11 protein-coding genes are annotated in these 19,050 nt (G+C 64.3%); 3 read left to right on the top strand and 8 right to left on the bottom strand.

The genetic code is table 11. The annotated features are described in order from the left end of the window. Position 1 precedes the first annotated feature (1 nt). Genes lpdA through L8K25_RS10685 form a run of 4 tightly spaced genes read right to left on the bottom strand, consistent with a single transcriptional unit; the run spans position 2 to position 3,370 of the window. Entirely contained in the window at positions 2-1,396 is a 1,395-nt protein-coding gene (gene lpdA, locus L8K25_RS10700) for a dihydrolipoyl dehydrogenase (RefSeq protein WP_242138902.1), read from the bottom strand. Next, entirely contained in the window at positions 1,389-1,784 is a 396-nt protein-coding gene (locus tag L8K25_RS10695) for a hotdog domain-containing protein (RefSeq protein WP_242138901.1), read from the bottom strand. Before L8K25_RS10695 ends, lpdA begins: the two co-directional genes overlap by 8 nt. Next, entirely contained in the window at positions 1,777-1,995 is a 219-nt protein-coding gene (locus L8K25_RS10690) for a hypothetical protein (protein ID WP_242138900.1), read from the bottom strand. The genes L8K25_RS10695 and L8K25_RS10690 overlap by 8 nt, the downstream gene beginning before the upstream one ends. Positions 1,996-2,002: 7 nt before the next feature. After that, positions 2,003-3,370, bottom strand: a complete 1,368-nt coding sequence (locus L8K25_RS10685) for a pyruvate dehydrogenase complex dihydrolipoamide acetyltransferase (protein ID WP_242138899.1) — start codon at positions 3,368-3,370, stop codon at positions 2,003-2,005. Between the two features lie 128 nt (positions 3,371-3,498). Between L8K25_RS10685 and L8K25_RS10680 the strand changes: the two genes are divergently transcribed. Both L8K25_RS10680 and L8K25_RS10675 read left to right on the top strand, forming a co-directional pair. Next, positions 3,499-3,954 (top strand): universal stress protein, encoded by a 456-nt coding sequence (locus L8K25_RS10680; RefSeq protein ID WP_242138898.1) that lies wholly within the window; start codon positions 3,499-3,501, stop codon positions 3,952-3,954. A 759-nt stretch (positions 3,955-4,713) separates the two neighbouring features. Next, positions 4,714-5,349, top strand: coding sequence for a LuxR family transcriptional regulator (locus L8K25_RS10675; protein ID WP_242138897.1), 636 nt, complete (start codon positions 4,714-4,716; stop codon positions 5,347-5,349). Between the two features lie 9 nt (positions 5,350-5,358). Here the strand turns inward: L8K25_RS10675 and L8K25_RS10670 are convergent, their stop codons facing one another. The 4 genes from L8K25_RS10670 to L8K25_RS10655 form a co-directional block, all read right to left on the bottom strand. Next, the gene (locus tag L8K25_RS10670; protein WP_242138896.1) at positions 5,359-6,666 is read right to left on the bottom strand and encodes an HlyD family type I secretion periplasmic adaptor subunit; all 1,308 of its coding nucleotides are present in this window, start codon (positions 6,664-6,666) and stop codon (positions 5,359-5,361) included. 11 nt (positions 6,667-6,677) lie between these two features. Further along, on the bottom strand, positions 6,678-8,396 hold the full coding sequence (locus L8K25_RS10665) for a type I secretion system permease/ATPase (RefSeq protein ID WP_242138895.1): 1,719 nt from the start codon (positions 8,394-8,396) through the stop codon (positions 6,678-6,680). Between the two features lie 2 nt (positions 8,397-8,398). After that, positions 8,399-9,832 (bottom strand): TolC family protein, encoded by a 1,434-nt coding sequence (locus tag L8K25_RS10660; RefSeq protein ID WP_242138894.1) that lies wholly within the window; start codon positions 9,830-9,832, stop codon positions 8,399-8,401. A gap of 96 nt (positions 9,833-9,928) precedes the next feature. Further along, complete coding sequence (locus L8K25_RS10655) at positions 9,929-18,028, bottom strand: peroxidase family protein (protein WP_242138893.1); 8,100 nt, start codon at positions 18,026-18,028, stop codon at positions 9,929-9,931. A gap of 276 nt (positions 18,029-18,304) precedes the next feature. On the opposite strand from L8K25_RS10655, the gene L8K25_RS10650 reads away from it, so the two are divergent. Continuing rightward, the gene (locus tag L8K25_RS10650) at positions 18,305-19,048 is read left to right on the top strand and encodes a hypothetical protein (protein ID WP_242138892.1); all 744 of its coding nucleotides are present in this window, start codon (positions 18,305-18,307) and stop codon (positions 19,046-19,048) included. The last annotated feature ends 2 nt before the right edge of the window (positions 19,049-19,050 follow it).

Genomic DNA, 19,050 nt, shown 5'->3' with positions numbered 1-19,050 from the left:
GTCAGAAGTGGATCTCCCGGCCGTATGCGCCAAGGACGCTCTCGTGCATCATCTCGCTGAGCGTCGGATGCGCGAACACCGTTTCCATCAGTTCGGCCTCGGTCGTCTCGAGCTGGCGCGCGACGACATAGCCCTGGATCAGCTCGGTCACTTCCGCGCCGACCATGTGCGCGCCGAGCAGCTCGCCGGTCTTGGCGTCGAACACGGTCTTGACGAAGCCTTCCGCCTCGCCGAGCGCGATCGCCTTGCCGTTGCCGATGAACGGGAATTTGCCGACCTTGAGCTCATAACCCGCTTCCTTGGCCTTCGCCTCGGTGAAGCCGACGCTCGCGACCTGCGGGCGCGAGTAGGTGCAGCCCGGGATGTTCCACTTCTCGAACGGATGCGGCTTCAACCCCGCGATCGCCTCGACGCAGACGATGCCCTCATGGCTCGCTTTGTGCGCCAGCCACGGCGCGCCGGTCACATCGCCGATCGCGTAGATCCCCTCGACGTTGGTGCGCGCATAGCCATCGACCTTGATATGCCCGCGCTCGGTCTCGATCCCGAGCGACTCCAGACCGATGTTCTCGGTGTTGGGCACGATCCCGATCGCGACGATGACGTGGCTGAATTCCTCGGACGTGACCGTCCCGTCCTTGCCCTTGATCTTCGCGGTGACGCCCTTGGCCGAGGTCTCGATACCCTCGAGACCAGTCCCGACCAGCAGCTTGATCCCCTGCTTCGTCAGTGCCTTGTCCATGAACGCGGAGACTTCCTCGTCCTCGACCGGCAGGATCCGCGGGAGCATCTCCACGATCGTAACGTCTGCGCCCATGTCGTTGTAGAAGCTCGCGAATTCCACGCCAATCGCACCCGATCCGATGACCAGCAGCTTGGTCGGCATTTCGGGCGGGACCATCGCGTGCCGGTACGTCCAGATCCGCTCGCCATCCGCCTTGGCGAACGGCAAGTCGCGCGCGCGCGCGCCAGTCGCGACAATGATGTGCTTGGCTTCGAGCTCGGTCGTCTTGTCGCCTTGGCGGACGGTCAGCTTGCCCTTCCCCGTCAGCGCGCCGACGCCCTCGAACACTTGAATCTTGTTCTTCTTCATCAGGCCTTTGACGCCCGCGTTGAGCTGGCCCGCGACCTTGCGGCTGCGCTCGACCACCTTGTTCAGATCGAACGACACGTTGTCCGCGCTGAGGCCGTAGCTCTCGGCATTCTGCATGTAGTGATAGATTTCGGACGTGCGCAGCAGCGCCTTGGTCGGGATGCAGCCCCAGTTGAGGCAAATGCCGCCCAAGCGCTCGCGCTCGATGATCGCGGTCTTGAGACCAAGCTGCGCCGCGCGGATCGCGGCGACATAGCCGCCGGGGCCGGAGCCGAGGATGACGAGATCGAACGTATCAGCCAAGGGAGGATCCTTCTTGTAGCGGGAGAGGACGATCGTCTTCCCCCATCGAAACCAGGGTAAAGCGCCCGCTCGCGGCGCGCTCGGTTTGATCGCCGTGTCGGTCGCGACGCCAGACCGAAACGGCGACCGTCATCGACGTGCGCCCGGTGGCGACGATCTCGGCGTGGAAACTGACTTCATCGCCAGTCGCAACCGGCGCGGTGAAGCTGAAGGCGTCCGCCGCCACCACGGGCGCGCGACCGCCACAATAGCGCGAGGCGACCGACCCGGCCGCAAGTGCCATCTGTCCCATCAGCCAGCCGACGAAGATCTTGCCATAGGGGTTGGCGTCACACGCCATCGCCGTCGCTCGGATCGCTGGCGCGGCACTGGGGGGCGCCTCAGACATTCCCCGTGTCGCCCTGTGCCGCCCGATCGCGCGCCCACGCCCGGCGTACCGGACCGACGCCCATCAGCACCAGCACGATCATCGAGACATAGGCGACACCCCAGATCGACCCGCGCGCGGCGGGGACCGACCAGGTCGCGAGCGATGCGAACACCGCCGCGCCGATCAGCCCCGCCACGATCCACAGCGCTTCGATCAAGGTGCGCCACATCGGCATGTCAGGCGAGCATGCCCAAGGGCGATTCGACCAGTGCCTTGAACGCCTGCATCAACTGTGCGCCATCCGCGCCGTCGATCGCGCGGTGATCGAAGCTGCCGGTCGCCGACATCACCGTCGCAACGCCGAGCGTATCGTCGATTATGTAGGGACGCTTCTCGCCCGCGCCGATCGCCATGATCATGCCCTGCGGCGGGTTAATGACCGCCTCGAACTGCTTGATCCCGTACATGCCCATGTTGCTGAGCGATGCCGTACCGCCCTGATATTCCTCGGGCTTCAGCTTGTTGTCGCGGGCGCGCGAAGCGAGATCCTTCATCTGGGTCGAGATCGCGGCGACGCCCTTGGTGTCGGCGTGCGAGACGATCGGCGTGATCAGCCCCGACGGGGTCGAGACCGCGACCGAAATATCCGCGCGCTCGAAACTGATCAGCTGGTCGGGCGTGAACATCACGTTGCACTTGGGCACCTGCATCAGGCTGGCGGCGAGCGCCTTGATCAGCAGGTCGTTGACCGACAGCTTGACGCCACGGCCCGCGAGCCCCTTGTTCATGTCCGCGCGCAGCTTGAGGAGTGCGTCGAGCCGGATATCCACCGTCAGGTAGATGTGCGGAACGGTCTGCTTGGACTCGGTCAGGCGGCGCGCGATCGTCTTGCGCACGTTGCTGAGCTTCTCCGCGGTGTGCGGGATGTCCGGGATCGCGGCGGGCTTGGGTGCCGCGGCCGGCGCAGCAGCGGTCGGTGCCGATGCGGCAGCGGCGGCACTCGCCTGTGCGGCTGGAGCGTGACCGGTCTTCGCGCCTTCGAGATCGGCGCGGACGATCCGGCCGTTCGGGCCAGAACCCTGCAACGCCGCGAGGTCGATGCTCTTCTCGGCAGCAATGCGGCGCGCGAGCGGGCTCGCCTTGACGCGCTCGCCATCCTGGCGCGCAGCGGGTGCGGGCGTCGGCGCGGGCGCAGCCGACTTCGGCGCAGCGCCGCCCTCGGGGTTGCCATGATCCTCGGCCTGCTCGGCCGTGCGCTCGACGGGCTTGGCTTCGCTGCCGGTCTTGTTGGGGTCGGCGGGCGACGGCTTGGGCTCGGATTCCTTCGCGGCGGGTTCGGGCGTCGTCGCGCCGGCGCTCTCGCCGTCCGCGAGCAGCGTGGCGATGACGGTACCGACCTTCACATTGTCCGTGCCCTCGGCGACCAGGATCTTGCCGATCGTGCCTTCGTCGACGGCTTCGAATTCCATCGTCGCCTTGTCGGTCTCGATTTCGGCCATCAGGTCACCCGATTTGACGACATCGCCCTCCTTGACCAACCACTTGGCCAGCGTACCCTCCTCCATCGTCGGGGAAAGTGCAGGCATTTTGATCTCGACCGGCATCGACACGTCCTTGTTTTGACCGAATCCTATGGCCGCCGTCCTTCGCGCCCGATCAAGGTGCGGTCAAGACCGACGCTTGCGTCATGCGGCAGTTAGCCCCACTTATCCGCAGGGGAGAGCCGGTACAAATGCGCATCTATCTGGTCGTCATCGATGAAACGCCCGAAAGCAGCATCGCGCTGAGATTCGCCGCGCGCCGTGCGGTCAAGACGGGCGGCGGGGTCGAGATCCTTGCCTTGGTCCCGCCGACCGAATTCACGCCCTTCGGTGGCGTGCAGGCGACGATCGAGGATGAAGCACGCGAACACGCCGAGGCGCTGGTAACGGGCGCAGCTGGAACGCTCATCCAGGAATCGGGGTTGCGACCGTCGATCACCGTTCGTCAGGGCGAAGGCCCCAAGGTCATCCGCGAGATGATCGCCGCCAATTCCGACATCGCGGCGCTGGTGCTGGCAACCGCCGCGGCCGGCGCGCCCGGGCCGCTGGTCACCCATTTTGCCGGGCTCGATGCAGGCGCACTGCCGATCCCGTTGATGATCATCCCGGGATCGCTGGACCGCGAAGCCATCGATCGGCTGAGCTAGCGGGCGCGATACGCGTCTCGGAGCCGCCCCGTGCCATCTTGCCTGGTAGCGAAGCGATCGAGCGTTTTCCGATCGTGATAGCATCTCGTCCAATCCCGTTGCAGCTTGGCCCGGCCATCCGGCCTGCCCTCTTCCGCCAACAGGCGCGCCGTCGGAGCGTTGCGGCGGGCGAAACGCTCCCGGCAAGGGCTTCTCGCTGCGGCAGGAACAGCCAGGGCGCTACTCTTCTCCCTCACTATCGCCCCACGCTCCGCAGTCGGTGCGGCGTAGACCGCGGCTCGCGCTGCGATCCCGAAGAAAGATGGCGCCACTACAACCTTTGTCTGGATACCATCATCGACTGGCCGCGCGTATTGATAGTCGGCGAGCCAAAGGCCGCATCGAGCCAAAGACCTGAACCGCACTGCGTAGCATCTGCCAATGTCACGTGGTGCGGTTTTTGCGACGCGTGCCACATCGCGCTTCGATGCGGGCGATCGTCGAGCCCTGACTGCTCGGTGCGATCGTCCGTCGCGATCATCCGTTACAGGAGCACGATCCATGTTCTACACGGTGCACCCCACGTCTGCCCCCAGATCATACCCCGTAGTAATGCTATATTGTTCATGCCAGCGCGACGCTGTTCCATGACGTGGGGCGAGACAAACGGGGAGGGCCAGCAGCACTCGCGACAGGCCCGCGTTAACCGTTCTTGGCGCTTCAGGGTGTTTTGGCGTCAGGCCATCCCGTCTGACGCCATGATCGAGTAGAAAGCGTATCATGGCAGAAGCGGGCGCTATCGCACGTCCTCGTTTTGGCTCCGAGCCGGAAGCGGACAAACACCGGAACGGTGGTCGCCAGGCAGGATCGATCCACGTCCATTTCGATGCGCACCGCGCCCTCATCGCGCGCAGGCATTCTGACACCGTGTTCTTTCCCGAGGTGTTCACGATCCACGATGGCATCGTCCAGTTCCGAAGCAGCACGACGCATGATCTGGTGGAACGCGCACTGAGAAGTGCCCTGGCCCAGGCACCGGCGAATGCCTGCCTTCGCGCGGTTTTTGCGCAACCGCGCTTTGCCGGCTTACCGCTCATTCTTCGATTGTTCGTACAACGCGTTGAAAACGGGCGTCTGGTCGCACGTCTGACCATCCTCGATCTCGACACGTCGTATCACCTGTCCGAAACGCTGTTGTGCACGACCTTTGCGCTTACCAAGGCCGAGGCGGCCCTCGCGGCCGCCTTGGCCGATGGGGAAACGCTGCAGGACGTTGCCGTGCGGACTGGGGTCCGCGTTTCGACCCTGCGGACTCAGTTATCCAACATATTGGACAAGACCGGAACGGGTCGACAGGCACAGCTCGTCCGCCTGCTCAGCAAGATGCTGGTGATCGAAGCGGACGACGCGTCCTGACGCTTCCCCTCATTTCTCGCGGAACGCATTGTCGGACAGCTTGCTGAACGGCGTCAGCAGATAGCTCAGGATCGTGCGCTTGTGCCCCAGCAAGTCGATCTGCGCGGTCATCCCGGCACCGATCGGCAAGGCGCTGCCGTCCGGCGCCTTGAGGGACGCGTCGTGGGTGCGAACGCGGATCGTGAAGTGGCTTTCGCCGCTCCGTTCATTGACCGTCGCGTCGGGCGAAATGCCTTCGACCTTCGCGTCGAGGCCGCCATAGACGTAATAGTCATAAGCGGTGAGCTTTACCGTCGCGCGTTGGCCCGGATGCATGAACGCGATATCCGCTGGCTTGACGTCCGCCTCGACGACCAGCGTATCGTCCTTCGGCACGATCTCGATCAACGGTTCACCCGGGCGTACGGTGCCTCCCACCGTCGCAACCAGGACGCGGTTGACCGTGCCCGATATCGGCGCGCGGAGCACGGTGCGGCGCACCCGGTCCTGCAACGCCGGCAGTGCCTCGCTCTGGTTGGCCAGTTCCGCGCTGCTCTGCGTCAACTGTTCGACCGCCTGCGCGCGCTGTTTGTTGCGGACGCTGCGCAGGCCCGATTGCGCCTCGGCAACTGCCGACCTTGCCCGGCGGATCGCGAGGACGGCTCCGTTCGCGCCACCGCGCGCCTGGGATTGTGCCGTTTTCGCTCGCAGGAGCTCGATCTGGGGTTCGATGCCCTTGTCGACCAACGGTGCAATCATCGTGACTTCGCGGTCCGCCAGCGCCGCTCCCTCCGCGCGCATCGCCGAGTCGACCTCGGCCTGACCCAATGCACGTTGGGCCTGGTCCAGCTTGGCCTGCTCGACCGAGCTCGCCGCGGCGAGCTCGGCCAATTGCGCCGAATAAAGCGATCGCTCGGTAGCGACGAGCTGGGGCGCGGCGGCGACCAGCGCCGGCGGAAAGACCGGCTCCGTGCCGCTGACTTCGCCCTTCAACCGAGCGACCCGTGCCACGAGCGCATTGTATGTTTCCGAGGTCTTCCCGAACTCAGACGCAAATTGCGTGCTGTCGAGTTCGAGCAGTGGTTGCCCGGCGGTCACCGTGACACCCGCCTTGACCAGGATCGTCTTGACCACCCCCCCTTCGAGATTGGAAACGATCTGCAACTGGCGCGACGGGATTACGCGGCCGGTTGCCGTCGCGGTTTCATCGACCTTGGCGATCGCGGCCCAAGCCAGCAACGCACTCGTGAAGGCAGCGATGGCCCAGAACAGATATTGCGACGCCTGGCTGGGCCTGGCGGTCGGGCTGGCGAGGGTCGCGACGGCGGCAGACGACATGGCGGCTTCCTTCAGTTGACGGCGACGGATTTGAGCACGTCGTCGCGCGGGCCGGCGGCGACGATCTTTCCGTGGTCCATGATGATGACACGGTCCGCCAACCGCAGCATGGATTGGCGGTGCGTGACGAGGACGACGGTCTTGCGCTGCAGCTCGGTTTCGAGCCGCGCAATCAGCGCGTTCTCGGACTGGATATCCATCGCGCTGGTCGGTTCGTCGAACAACAGGATCGGATGATCACTGGCCAGCGCCCGCGCCATCGCAATCGACTGCCGCTGACCGCCCGACAACCCTTCGCCGCGATCCGCAAGCTTGAGATCATAACCGTTGGGCATCTGGCCGATGAAATCATGCGTTCCCGACACGCGGGCCGCGCGGAGCACCGCGGCGTCGTCGACCGCGCTGTTCCCCAGAGCGATGTTCTCGCGGACCGAGCCGGTCAGGAGGAAGACGTCCTGCAGCACCGCACCGATATTGCGTCGGAGATCCTCCGGATGAAGCTGGCGGACGTCGGCATCGTCCACGAGCACGGCGCCCTCGCTTGGCTCGTAGAGCCCCAGGATCAGGCGCGCGATCGTCGATTTGCCCGACCCGACCCGGCCGACGATCGCCACGTGTTCGCCGGGCTCGATCAGGAAACTCACGTCGTCGAGCGCGCGGACCGTGCTGCCGGGATACCGGAAGATGACGTTGCGGAACTCGATCGTGCCGTCGAGTTTGGGTCGACGCAGGTAACGGGTATCGTCCCGCGCCTCGCCGCCGCTTTGCATCAACTGGTCGATATGGGCGTAGGCCGAGCGCGTGTGGCTGATGCGGGTCAGCAAGCTTGCGATCTGCCCCAGCGGGGCGACGCAGCGGCTGCCGAGGATCGATGCGGCGATGAGGCCGCCCATCGTCAACTGGTGATCGGCCACGAGATAGACGCCGAGGATGACGACCCCGATGTAGCAGACCTGTTGCGCGGACTGCGCGACGTTGATGGTGACCGCGGCGACCAGGCGCTGCTTCAGCGACGATGCCGCATGATCCTCGACCGCCTGCGCCCAGCGGCGCGCCATCAAAGGACCGGCCGACGACGATTTGATCGTCTCCAGCCCCGAAATGGTTTCGACCAGCACGCCCTGCTTCGACATGCCCTGCGTCAGCCCCTTGCCCGCCAGTTCGCCAAGCGACGGCTGCGAGAACAGCCCTACCCCGATCACCGCCGGAACGAGCGCGAGCGGGACGATGACGACCCACCCGCCGATCGCCCAGATGACGGTCAGGAACAACAGGATGAACGGGACATCCACGATCGCGACGAGCGTCGCGGAGGCGAAGAAATCCCGCAGCGATTCGAATTCGCGGAGCAACCCAGCAAAGGCGCCGTTCGATCCTTTGCGGCTTTCCATGCGCATCGACAGCATACGGTCGAAAATCGCGGTACCGACCGTGGCATCGATCCGCCGCCCCGCGATATCGACGAAGTAGCCCCGCAGCGAGCGCAGGACGAAATCGAACACCAGCACGATGCCCATCCCGACCGACAGTGCAATCAGGGAGTCGGTCGCGTTGTTCGGGACGATCCGATTGTACACCGTCATCGAGAACAGGCTGGTCGCCAGGCTGAACAGGTTGACGAGCGTGGCGGCCAGCGCGACCTGCAGATACAGGCCGCGGCTCGCGCGGATCGGGTCCATCAGCCAGGCCGCCAAGCGCGGCTTGTGCAGGACGATCGGGTGTTCGGTCATCGTCATCGGCTCCCTGAAGACTCGTTGGAGACAAATTGAAGCCCAGCAAGCGGCAGAATTTCGCCCGTCCGCGTCAGCAGCGTGTACCGCGCGACGTCGACATCGATCGTCGCTTGCAGGTAGCTGGTGGCGGCGACGAAATAGTCCTGTTCCGCGCGCAGCAACTCGATCAGCGTGCCGCGCGAGACGCGAAATTGCTCGGCATAGGCATCGCGGACACGGCGATTGGCGATATAGGCCGCCTCCAGCCGCGCCGATGTGCGACCGAGCGCCTCGAGGTCGGTGAAGGCGACCCCGGCGTCGCGATCGGCCTCGCCCTCGACCCGGTCCGCGATGAAGTCGGCGGAGCGTGCCTGCGCGCTGGCCTGATCGATCAGCCCGCGCTGATGGCCGCCTGCAAACAGGCTCTGCCGCAGGACGATGGTGCCCCGAACTTCATAATCGCTGCTGGTGAAAACGTCGTAACGCGCGCCGTTCACGCCCGCCGACAGGCGCGGCAGACGGTCGTCCCGCACCGCGCGATAGTCCCGCCGCGCCGCTTCCGCGCGATGCCGCGCGACCTGAACGCTGGGCGATTTGCTGGCGAGCGCCTCGGCGGCATCCCGGCTGCGGGCAAGGCTGCTGCTCGGAAGCGGTCGATCGAGACGGTTTGGCGGTTCGTCCTGAAAGACTTCCCGGTAGCGATTGCGCGATTGCGCGAGTTGCCGGTCGAAGCGCGTCCCCTGCGCCTGCGCGTCGGCAAGCATCGCCTCGGCGCGCGCAATATCGCTGATCGGCCCGACACCTTGCGCGGCCCGCAACCGAACGTCGGCCAGTATTTCGGTCTGCCGGGTCACCATTGCGGAACTGAGGTCGCACAGGGATTGATAGGCCAACACGTCGTACCAGGCGGCAATCGCCCGCAAGGCGGTTTCGGCGGCGACGCGTTCGACCTCGGCACTTGCCGCCTTGATCCGGTCGTTGGCAGCGGCGATCCGGTTGCCCGTCGCGCCGAAATCGAACAGGAGCTGGTCGCCCGTGACGGTCAGGTCGGTCCTGATCCGTGGCTGCAGGCTTTCGACGATCGCGGTACGACCGGCGAAATCGCGGGAGAGGACGCGATTGTAGAGCAGTTGCGTGTCGAGCTTGGGAAACAGACCCGAGCGAACCTGGGTTCGCACTGCCTTGGTCGCCTGCTGGTTGGTGATTGCCGACTCGACCGACGGATGGTGTTCGACCGCTGTTCCCAATGCCTGCAGGAACGGTCGCTCCGGCGCCGCCGTATGCGCGAAACGCAACAGCGGGTCCTTGGTGAAGTCGATGTCGAGCGGCGCTCCGCTGGGGGGTGGAAGGAGAATGGGATCAGGCGTCGTTGCGCCTGCCCCCGATACGATCACCAGCGAAGTAAGAAGGAATGCTGCAACCCCGATGTGCCAATAGTGGCATCCACGCTTCATTATTGCTTCCCCATTTGACGAACGCCGCGCCCCGTCGCGGCAAAGCCGACACCGCCGCGATCCCCGCCGCCCGAAGCGGGGACCGCGACGGTGGCGTCAGACGATGAAGTCGACCGCGAGCGGCCCGGTCAGATTGGTGGGCAGATGGCTGACCTCGAACACCCAGTCCTGGCCGGCCTGGTAGCCCGCGATGCCATTGCCATCGATGACCAGGAACGTGTGCCCCGCCAGTGTTCCCGCGGTCGGCGTGAAGAATTCCGCCGAATTGGGTTGCAACGCACCGTTGAAGATCGCCGCCAGATTGGCGTTGAAGGTAGCGGTGCTGAGCGTCCCGCTAGTGATGGTGGGCCGATACGTGTTCCACACATCCACGGCGCTGGGCAGGACGATCTTGTCCTTGGCGAAGTCGAAGTCTGCGAGGAAATCGTAGTTCGTACCGGTGTTCGTACCGGTCGACTCCGAGACCGCGTTGTAGACGAAGCGGTTGCTGCCGCCACCGCCGCGAAGCGTGTCGGCACCGGCGCCGCCGACGATCGTGTCGTTCCCCGCGGAGCCCGTGATGATGTCGTTCCCCGCGCCACCGTTGATCGAACCGATGCCGGTCAGGGTGATGCCCGTGAAATCATAGGTATCGGCGTTACCGGTGCCGTTGATCACGACGTTCGCGAATGCCCCCGCCGAAATCGTTTCCACACCATTGGTGGCCAAGTTGAAACTCGTCCCCAGACCAATGACGACATTGTTCTGCGAGGCGACGATGGTGTCGTTGCCGATCCCACCGAAGATCGCATCGACCCCGCTATTGGCACCGATCAGGAAGGTGTCGTTGCCGACGCCACCGTATAGCGTGTCGTCGCCGGAGCCGCCGTCGATCGTGTCGTTGCCGGCCGACCCGGTAATGGTGTCGCTGCCCCCGCCGCCGCTGATGACGTTAATTCCGGTGAGCGTCGTGCCACTGAAATCATAGACGTCCGTTCCGTTCGTGCCGGCGATCGTTACCCCTGTGAAGGCCCCGGCGGAAATCGCCTCGATACTGTTGGCTGCCAGCGAGAAACTGGTCCCCAGCCCGATCGTCGCCCCATTCGCCGTGGCAAGGATCGTATCCGCACCAGCGCCGCCGTAAAGCGCGTCGACGCCGCTGTTCAGGCCGATCAGGAACGTGTCGTTCCCTCCCCCGCCGTAGAGCGTGTCGTTACCAGCGCCACCGTCGATCACGTCGGCGCCGGCCGAGCCGGTGATGGTGTCGGCGCCCCCGCCGCCATTGATCGAGGTGATGCCGGTCAGCGTGACCGTCGAAAAGTCGAGCGTATCGGCGCCGTTGGTTCCGGCGATGGTAACCCCGGCGTGGCCGTCCGCCGTGATCGCCTCGACATTGGCGATCGACGACAGTGCGATCACGGTATTGTCGGCAATCGCCTTGATCGTGTCGCTGCCCGCCCCGCCGTTGACCGCGACCGCGGCCGTGGTGCCACTGAAGACGAAGACATCGTCGCCCCCGCCGCCGCCCAGCGTGTCCGCACCTCCGAGACCGAAGACCAGGTCGTTCCCGGCGGTTCCGATGGTGGTGTTGGCACCTGCCGTCCCGATATAGGCGGTCTCGGTCGAGGCTACCGTGTGCTGCCCGAATGGATCGGTATAGGTTACCTGGAGCCGGACAAACTGGTTCGCCTGCGCCGCCGTGGTGGTCAGGGAGGCTGTGGTCCGCCCCGCGATATTGGTCCATGCGGTGCCGTTGGCCGACGACTGCCATTGATAGCTGAGCGTCAGCGCGCCGATCACGTCCGGGTCAGCAAGCGTGCTGGTCGCGTTGAGCGTGACGGCCGCCCCGTTGATCGAATAGCTCGACAGGTTGAGGGTGCCCGTCACGGCTTCGTCGACGTTGACGACGCTAACCTTGATATCCTGCATCGTTGCGCCGGCGGCATCGCTCGCCTGCACCACGACGTCGTAGATATTGCCGCCGCCCGCGGCGAGCGGTGCCTCGAAATTGGGTGCTGTGCGGAACGAAAGGGCGCCCGTCGTCGCGTTGATGGTGAACAGCGCCGCGTCGGCGCCGGCGCCGGCGCCGGTAACGATCCAATAGCTGATCGGAAGCGTCGCTACCGCCGCCACCGTTCCAGCGAGCGTCGTGTTCTCGTTGAGCGAGAAGGTCGCCGGGGACTGGAACACCGGCGTCGACAGGTTGAAGACCGTGCCGGTCCCGGTGGTCTCGTTGAAATTGAACTCGAGCGCCTGGATCCCGACCAGCAGGTCGGTGCCATCGCCTGGCGTGATACCATCCGCCAGCAGGCCGGTTGGCCCGACCGGACGATGATCGTGAACCAGCAAGGCCGAAATGACATGGCCGCTCGCATCCGTGACGGTCACGCTCTTGATGTCGTAATCGGTGAAGGCCCCGGTATAGGCCGCGATATTCGCTGTCCCGTCAGTCCCGTTGTCGCCGAGCACATAGTCCTTGTAGGCGCGCGATTGCAGCAGCGTCGTCAGGTGCTTCTCGAAGCTGACCCCGGCGAACCCGTCCGCGACGACGGCGGCGTTCGCCGCGTCGAGCAGGCCGTTATGCTGCAGCGTCGCATCGTCATAGATGCGGTGGCTCGCCCCTTCGGCATTGGTCGAGAAGTCGTTGGCCGCCTGATAGGCGTCCGTCGGGTGCGAGGGGCTGGCGTAGGTGCCGATCAGGCTGTCGAGCCGGATCGATCCGCCGATGATCACATCGTTGCCACCGCGGCCCATGATCACGTCGTTGCCCGATCCGCCGACGAGCCAGTTGTCGCCATGGCTGACCGGTGTCGCGCTCGGATCGGCCGGGCTGTCGCCGTAGAGATGATCGGCGTTCTTGGTGCCGATGATCCCTTCCATCTCGAACCAGACATCGCCCGTCGTCGTTGCAGCGGTAATCCCCGGAGGCAACGGCGTCTTGTCCCTGGGCAGCTGGCTGACCGCTGCCTGGTTGGCGAGATCGCCGACGAGGCCGTTGGTGCCGGTCTGCTGGCTATAGTCCGCAAAATCGAACCCGTCGTCGGTGCTGGTGCCATTGGCGTTGGTCGCGGAGTCGCCCCCGATCAGCACGTCGCCGCCGCCGCCGTTGCCCGCGACATCGGCGATATCGCCGGGGCGCAGGATGTCGTCGCCGCTGCCGCCGAACAATTGGTCGACGCCTGGACCGCCGTCGAGGATATCATCGCCATTGTCGCCGTTGAGCGTGTCGACCCCGGTACCGCCGTTGATATAGTCGTTCCCGTCGCCACCGAAGACGGTCGGGTCGGTATCCTGACCACCATAGATATAGTCGTCGCCGACGCCGCCGAAGATCTTGTCGATGCCGATGCCGCCGAAGATATGATCGTTGCCCGCGCCACCGATCAGCTGATCGAGACCGTTGACACTCGAACCCGAGGATTCGCCGAAGACCCAGTCGTCGCCGGTGCCGCCATCGATCAGGTCGGGCGCGTCGCCGCCGACCAGATAGTCGTTGCCGTCACCACCGTAGATCGAGTTGTGCCCCGCATTGGCGTTGCCGCCGTAGATGATATCGTTGCCGCCATCACCGTAAGCGGTGTCGTCGCCAATCCCCATCTGGATAAAGTCGTCGAACTTGGTGCCGACGATCACTTCAGCAGAATTGGCGCCGCCATCGATGCTGCCGTCCTTGTTGACCGTCGTGGCATCGGGGCGCGCATCATAGATGTAATTCTCGCCGAAGCTGATCACCGGCGAACCCGGGGTGGTGTCGTCGCCAAATGCCAGCGTGACATTGTGCCGCCCGATGTTGCCGTTGAGCGCAGTGGTCGCCGCATCCTCGGAATAGATGCCGACGCCGTGCCCGCCGACGCTGTTCAACCCATTGTCGCTGGTCAGGCCGTTCGTGTCCGCCGCATGCGCATCGATGATCGCACCATATTTGTGCTGGTCCGCGCCGAGATAGACGAACGACGTCGGCGTGGCGCTGGCGACGCCGTTGGCGTCGGTGTTGGCGTCATAATAGAGCGGCTTGCTGCCATCGGCCAACGCCGCGTTGGTCCAGGCCATCGTCGTCCGGTCGAAGACCTTGACGTGGTTGGCGTCGAACAGGTCGGTGACCTGTTGCCCCCAGAGGTCGTAGATCGCCCCGGTCTTGACGACCGTGGAATTGAAGACGCCCGGCGTCGACCCGGACCACAGATGCGTTGCCGCGTCGAACACCTTGACCCAGCTGCCGTCGGATTTGGACCCGGCGTACAGATCGCCCGCCTTGGTCGGATCGCTCAGATCGCCGGTCGCGACTTTCGCGGCGCGACCCTGGTCGTAATATTCGTCCGCATAGGCAAAGATGTTGCCGTTGAGATGTTGCGTCCCGGTATTGCGCTCGACGATGTCCTTGAACTGTTCGTTCTGGATTTCATTGCCGAAGGACGTGTTGACCAACCGCTGGAGATAATAGAAGCGGTCGCCGTCCATCAAATTCTCGATCTGGTTGACGAAGATCGCGTCGAACGTTTCGCCGAGCAGGCCGCCGGCGACATGGACTTCGGCAAGGCCGCCGATCCAGAGGTCGATATGATTGACCCCGTCGGCAGGATCGCCGACGCCGATGTTGTTCATGAAATTGTGCGCGTAGAGCTGATCCCAGCCGTTGGTCGCGGCGATCGCCGCCTCGCTGTCGGACAGCGTCTGCCCCGCCTGCAAATTCGCGAGATCGACGATCGTCGAAGCCTTGGCCAGATCGCCATCGAAAGAATAGGCCGCGACGAAATCGGCGATCCGCTCAGGGTGGACCATATTCTGCTGGAACGCCGCCCAGCTCGTATAGACCTGCCCGATCCCCGCTGCCGCCTTGAATGCGTTAAGCGTGGGCAGACCGATATCACGACCGCGCGCGATGTTGATCGCGCCTAGATCGAGCGGTTGCGCGAGCAGCCCTTCGTTGAGGCTTGGCGTCACGATCTGGTCGACTTCGTTCATCAGCTGGCGCGCCGCACCCTGGACGACCGCGCCCGCACCCACGGTTGCGAACTTGCCGGGGTTGAGGAAGGCTTCCTCCAGCGCGTAGCTCATGATCTTGCCCGTGACGCCTCCCGCCGGATCCATCGTGTCGAGCGTCTCGCGCAGCGTCGAATGGCCGAAGCGATACGCCGCCTGCCCGAATTCGAGCGAGATCGCGGCGTTGCGCGCGGTGCTGACGCCGGCGAACTCCTGGATGTTGGGCGACACGGCGCGGGAGAATTGATCGACCGCGACATGCTGATACTCCATCTCGACGGTCACCTTGGCGCCGTTGAAGACGGTATCCTGGTTCCACGAGAGCAACCCGTTCGCATCGGTGTAATTGCCTGCCGCGGAGATGCCGTTGGTCACCACGCCGCCCTGGATCGTCGCGGACACCGTATTGTCGACCATGACATAGCCGGCAAAGTGATGCTGAGTGTCTGCCTGCGCCGTCGCGAGGGTGGTGCTGGCAGCGTAGAAGTTCCCGTCGGTATCGCGTGCCAGGACGCCGCCGGTCGCCTCGAAGTGGTTACCTGTCCCCTTCGCGTCTTTGACGCTCGAGACGAAGCTGTCGGTGATCGTCTGGTTGGTTACGGCAACCGCGGTTTCCCAATTGTGCACGGTCGTGTGATTGGGGTTGAGGCTGGTGCCGTTCAGATGACCCGACGCGGTCGCCTGCGCGTCGAGGCTGGCGATCGTCGCCTCGAGGTTCTGCACCTGGAAGCCATGCTCCTCGTGCCAGACTTGATGAATCGCGGTCAGGCCAAAATTCTCGTTCGCGCGCCCGTCGCCGGCGACATAATGGTCGCCGACCGAATCCAGCAGCACTTCACCGACCGCCGCATGCACCGCGTCGCTGATCGGCGCGCCGGGCGCGTTGAAGAGTGTCTTGGTGATGCTGAAATCGGTGAAGTTGACCCAGGGCGACAGGGCCGCAACGCCGGTATAGGTTCCCGCACCGGGCAAGCCCGCCGCGACGGTGAGCGTCACGACGCCATTGACGATCGCAAGGCTGCCGACTCCCGCAAGGCTCGCGTTGAGCGTGGCGATCGCATCGAGCGCAAGCGCCGACGTGAGGTGTGCGCCGTCCACGTGCGGGTTGATGTCGATCAGAAGCGGTTCGGCGCTGGAATGTGTGATCAACCCGGTCAGGTCGACTGGTCCAGCCTTGGTCGGGTCGACCCAGTGCAATTGTCCGCCGATCACCGTCGTTCCGTTGACGGTCTGGCCGTCGAGGTACGCGACCTCGGTCCCCGTGCTGTCATAATAGCCGACATGGCCTTGCGCATCGCGATGCCGGAGCGCGTCCGTCACGTCGTCCCACGTCAGCGCGGTGCGTCCGGTCGCCGTGATCGCCGCGCGAAGTTCGTTCAGCGTCGGCAGCATGGCGGTCGTCGCTGCGCCGAATGCGTTGGTGTACGATACGGTCTGGTGCCCATCCAGCAACTTGGCGCCCGCGACATACTGCCCCGGGTGGTTCGGATCGGCCACCCATTCGCGCAGGATCTGCGTGACGTCGCTCGCCGAGCCGTACGTCTGGCTCTGGTCGATATAGGGCGAGGAGTGGTTGATGTAGGTCGGGTTCTGCAACGCGAGAACCGCGCCGACCGTGGAGTTCTGCGTCGCCCCGCCGAGCGAAGCTATGTCATCCGCGGTTCCCCAGACGCCATCCGCGCCCGCGCGCGACAAGGCTAGACCATTGGCATCCTTCACCGCGACCCCGTTGGCATCGACCACCGAATGCGCCAGGTCGTGTCCATCGAGGACGTTCCCCGCGGTATCCTTCAGCCAGGTATTGTCGACGGTCGCGCGCGTGATGGTGATCGACGTCGTCGGCCGTCCGTCGTTGCCGATCACGCCGTAGAGCGGATCGTTGACCGCGAGCGGGATCGTGATGTTGACGCTATGTCCCTGCCCGTCGACCGCCGCCTTGCCGATGAAGTCGAGGCCATGATCGAAGAACTGTCCGAACAGCGCGAGAAACTGGTTGTTCGGCGCGTTGCCGCCGATCGAGGCGATATTGCCGTAGAAATATTCGTGATTGCCGAACCCGGTGATATTGTTCGCATCGGTATTCTGCTTGTCGTGCTGCCCGACGGTCGCGAGCGTCCCATACCCCGCGCCGCTGTACAGGTTGGCATCGCCGTTGGGCGTGACGCCTCCCGACCCATCGGGCTGCCCCGGCTGCAGCGGAACCGACGTATCGACGATCGCCGCGCCGACGACCAGTCCGCGGGTATCGATCGTCTTGCTCGCATCATATTGGAACGCCTGGAGCTGCGCCGAGGTCTGTCCCGAATAATAGACCACATGTCCCTTGGCATCGTGCATCAGGACGACGCCGTCGCCGCTGAGATAGTGCCCCTTGGCGTCATAGGTCACATGGCCGCCGGTGGTGACGGTCTCGCTGATCATTCGCGGGGTGTAGTCGACGACGCTCTTGCCCGGATTGTAGCTCGCCATGTCGAGCCCGGTGGTCGTGCCGACGGTCTGCGCCGCGGTGATCTTGGCGGCCAGGCCGGGGTGATACGTCGGATCGAGCTCGCCGCCCGAAAGATAGCTCGATGGCGCCAGTGGCGTCGTGACCGGTGCGCCCGCAGCATGGGTCCCGGACGCGTCCGAAATCATCGTCTGGACCGTCAGCGTCTGGCTCAACGTATTGGTCGACACGACGAGATGATGTCCGTCCGTCGTCGTCGTCGTCGTCGCCACGACACTGTGATCCAACGTATTGTACGTGACCGTCACCGTGCCGTTGCCGACCGGAACCGTGGTGGTGTGGCTCGTCAGCGGGCCATCACTGGCGACGGCGCTCTGGCTGGTGGAGGTCGAGACTGCGCCCAGCACCTGTTTCAGGTAATGATTAAAATCCGCCGCCGACTGCCGCGTGAACGGTTGATTGGCCGCGCCCCAGAATTGCTGGCCAGGCAATAGGTTATTGTAATTTCCTGTTACGTAGCGCAGCCCCGCGATGTCGACATACCCGCTGTACGATGCGCCATACAGCGCGAGATTGGCGCTGATTTCCGTCGGCGTCGGGACATGCTGCCCGCCATTGGTCGGATCTACGATCAGCGTACCGTTTGCGTCGTAAACCGCACTATCGCCGGTCCAGTTGATGACCACAACCAAGACGCCGTTCGCATTCTTGGTGAATAGCGGGCGAAAGTTGATCTGCGCCAACAGAAGTTCAATGTCGGAAAGATTGAAGGAGAATGTCCTCAGCGTCATCGAACTGATCCCTCTATAGAGCTAACACATGGTCGATCGTTGGCCGAACGGCGTCTCTTGCCGCTCGACCTATCCACTACACACTCTCTATTGACGGCCCCTCTGCCCCGAAGCACGTTCTTGTGAGTTTATGCCCGATTCGGGGGTAGTGCCGCATCCGTTAAACAGATGATGCCGGAAATGATTTTCCGCCGCGCCGAAGGAGCATGGATCCCAGCGTTGATCGCGCACACGCTTGGTTTCGCGCGCGGCTCGGTCGAGAAAGAGGTCATTGGTATGTTTACGCGCACTCGGTCCCGCACTGCCCCCGCCGAGATCGGCTGGGCACTCATGCCGACTGCGGCAAGCCTGATCTGGGACGCGCCATCTGCGTTCGACCGCAAGGTGGCCAAACCGCAGTCGGCCAAATCCGTGCAGTTATGCCCCGCCGCAATTGATTTCGACGCACGCAACATCGTCGTATCCTGTCCGGTCGACCTGCACCTGCGCTTCGATTTCGATCCCAAGGGCCAGCCGCATCTGGTCAATATCGATGGACCGCAAAGCACCGTGCGTTCGACGGCGCTCAACCAGATGCTCACCGTCGTGGCCCGCAATGAATGGCGACATCCGGATCGACCAATCATCCAGATCGTCACGCCCTATGTGTTTCTCTCTGACACGCCGGCCTGGTTGAACCAGTTTCCACCGTTCCTGGATTATGGGTCACTCGCCATGCCGGGCTTGATGATCGGCGGGCGGTTCCCGGTCCATATCTGGCCGCGCCAGCTGATGTGGGCGTTCGAGTGGCATGATGTGACTCAGCCGTTGAAGCTGCGACGCGGCCAGCCGTGGTTTTATCTCCGCTTCGATACCCCCGACCCGGATCGTATTCCACGCCTCGTCGAGGCGGTCCTCGTTCCCGACGTGAAGGCATATATCGACAGCCTCAGCGGCGTGGCCAATTACGTCAATCGCACGTTCGCGCTGTTCTCTCGCGCGCAGCACCGACGGCCCGAGCGGATGCTCGTGAAGGCGTGAGC

The sequence above is a fragment of the Sphingomonas sp. TREG-RG-20F-R18-01 genome, assembly GCF_022662475.1.
Taxonomy (GTDB): domain Bacteria; phylum Pseudomonadota; class Alphaproteobacteria; order Sphingomonadales; family Sphingomonadaceae; genus Sphingomonas.
Note: the sequence above shows the minus strand (reverse complement) of the source record. Positions and strands in the feature narration are given on the sequence as shown.

Coding starts and splice junctions, on each gene's coding strand:
- L8K25_RS10695 (WP_242138901.1), bottom strand. CDS start 1,784: ATGTCTGAGGCGCCCCCCAGTGCCGCGCCAGCGATCCGAGCGACGGCG.
- L8K25_RS10690 (WP_242138900.1), bottom strand. CDS start 1,995: ATGTGGCGCACCTTGATCGAAGCGCTGTGGATCGTGGCGGGGCTGATC.
- L8K25_RS10685 (WP_242138899.1), bottom strand. CDS start 3,370: ATGCCGGTCGAGATCAAAATGCCTGCACTTTCCCCGACGATGGAGGAG.
- L8K25_RS10680 (WP_242138898.1), top strand. CDS start 3,499: ATGCGCATCTATCTGGTCGTCATCGATGAAACGCCCGAAAGCAGCATC.
- L8K25_RS10675 (WP_242138897.1), top strand. CDS start 4,714: ATGGCAGAAGCGGGCGCTATCGCACGTCCTCGTTTTGGCTCCGAGCCG.
- L8K25_RS10670 (WP_242138896.1), bottom strand. CDS start 6,666: ATGTCGTCTGCCGCCGTCGCGACCCTCGCCAGCCCGACCGCCAGGCCC.
- L8K25_RS10665 (WP_242138895.1), bottom strand. CDS start 8,396: ATGACCGAACACCCGATCGTCCTGCACAAGCCGCGCTTGGCGGCCTGG.
- L8K25_RS10660 (WP_242138894.1), bottom strand. CDS start 9,832: ATGAAGCGTGGATGCCACTATTGGCACATCGGGGTTGCAGCATTCCTT.
- L8K25_RS10655 (WP_242138893.1), bottom strand. CDS start 18,028: ATGACGCTGAGGACATTCTCCTTCAATCTTTCCGACATTGAACTTCTG.
- L8K25_RS10650 (WP_242138892.1), top strand. CDS start 18,305: ATGTTTACGCGCACTCGGTCCCGCACTGCCCCCGCCGAGATCGGCTGG.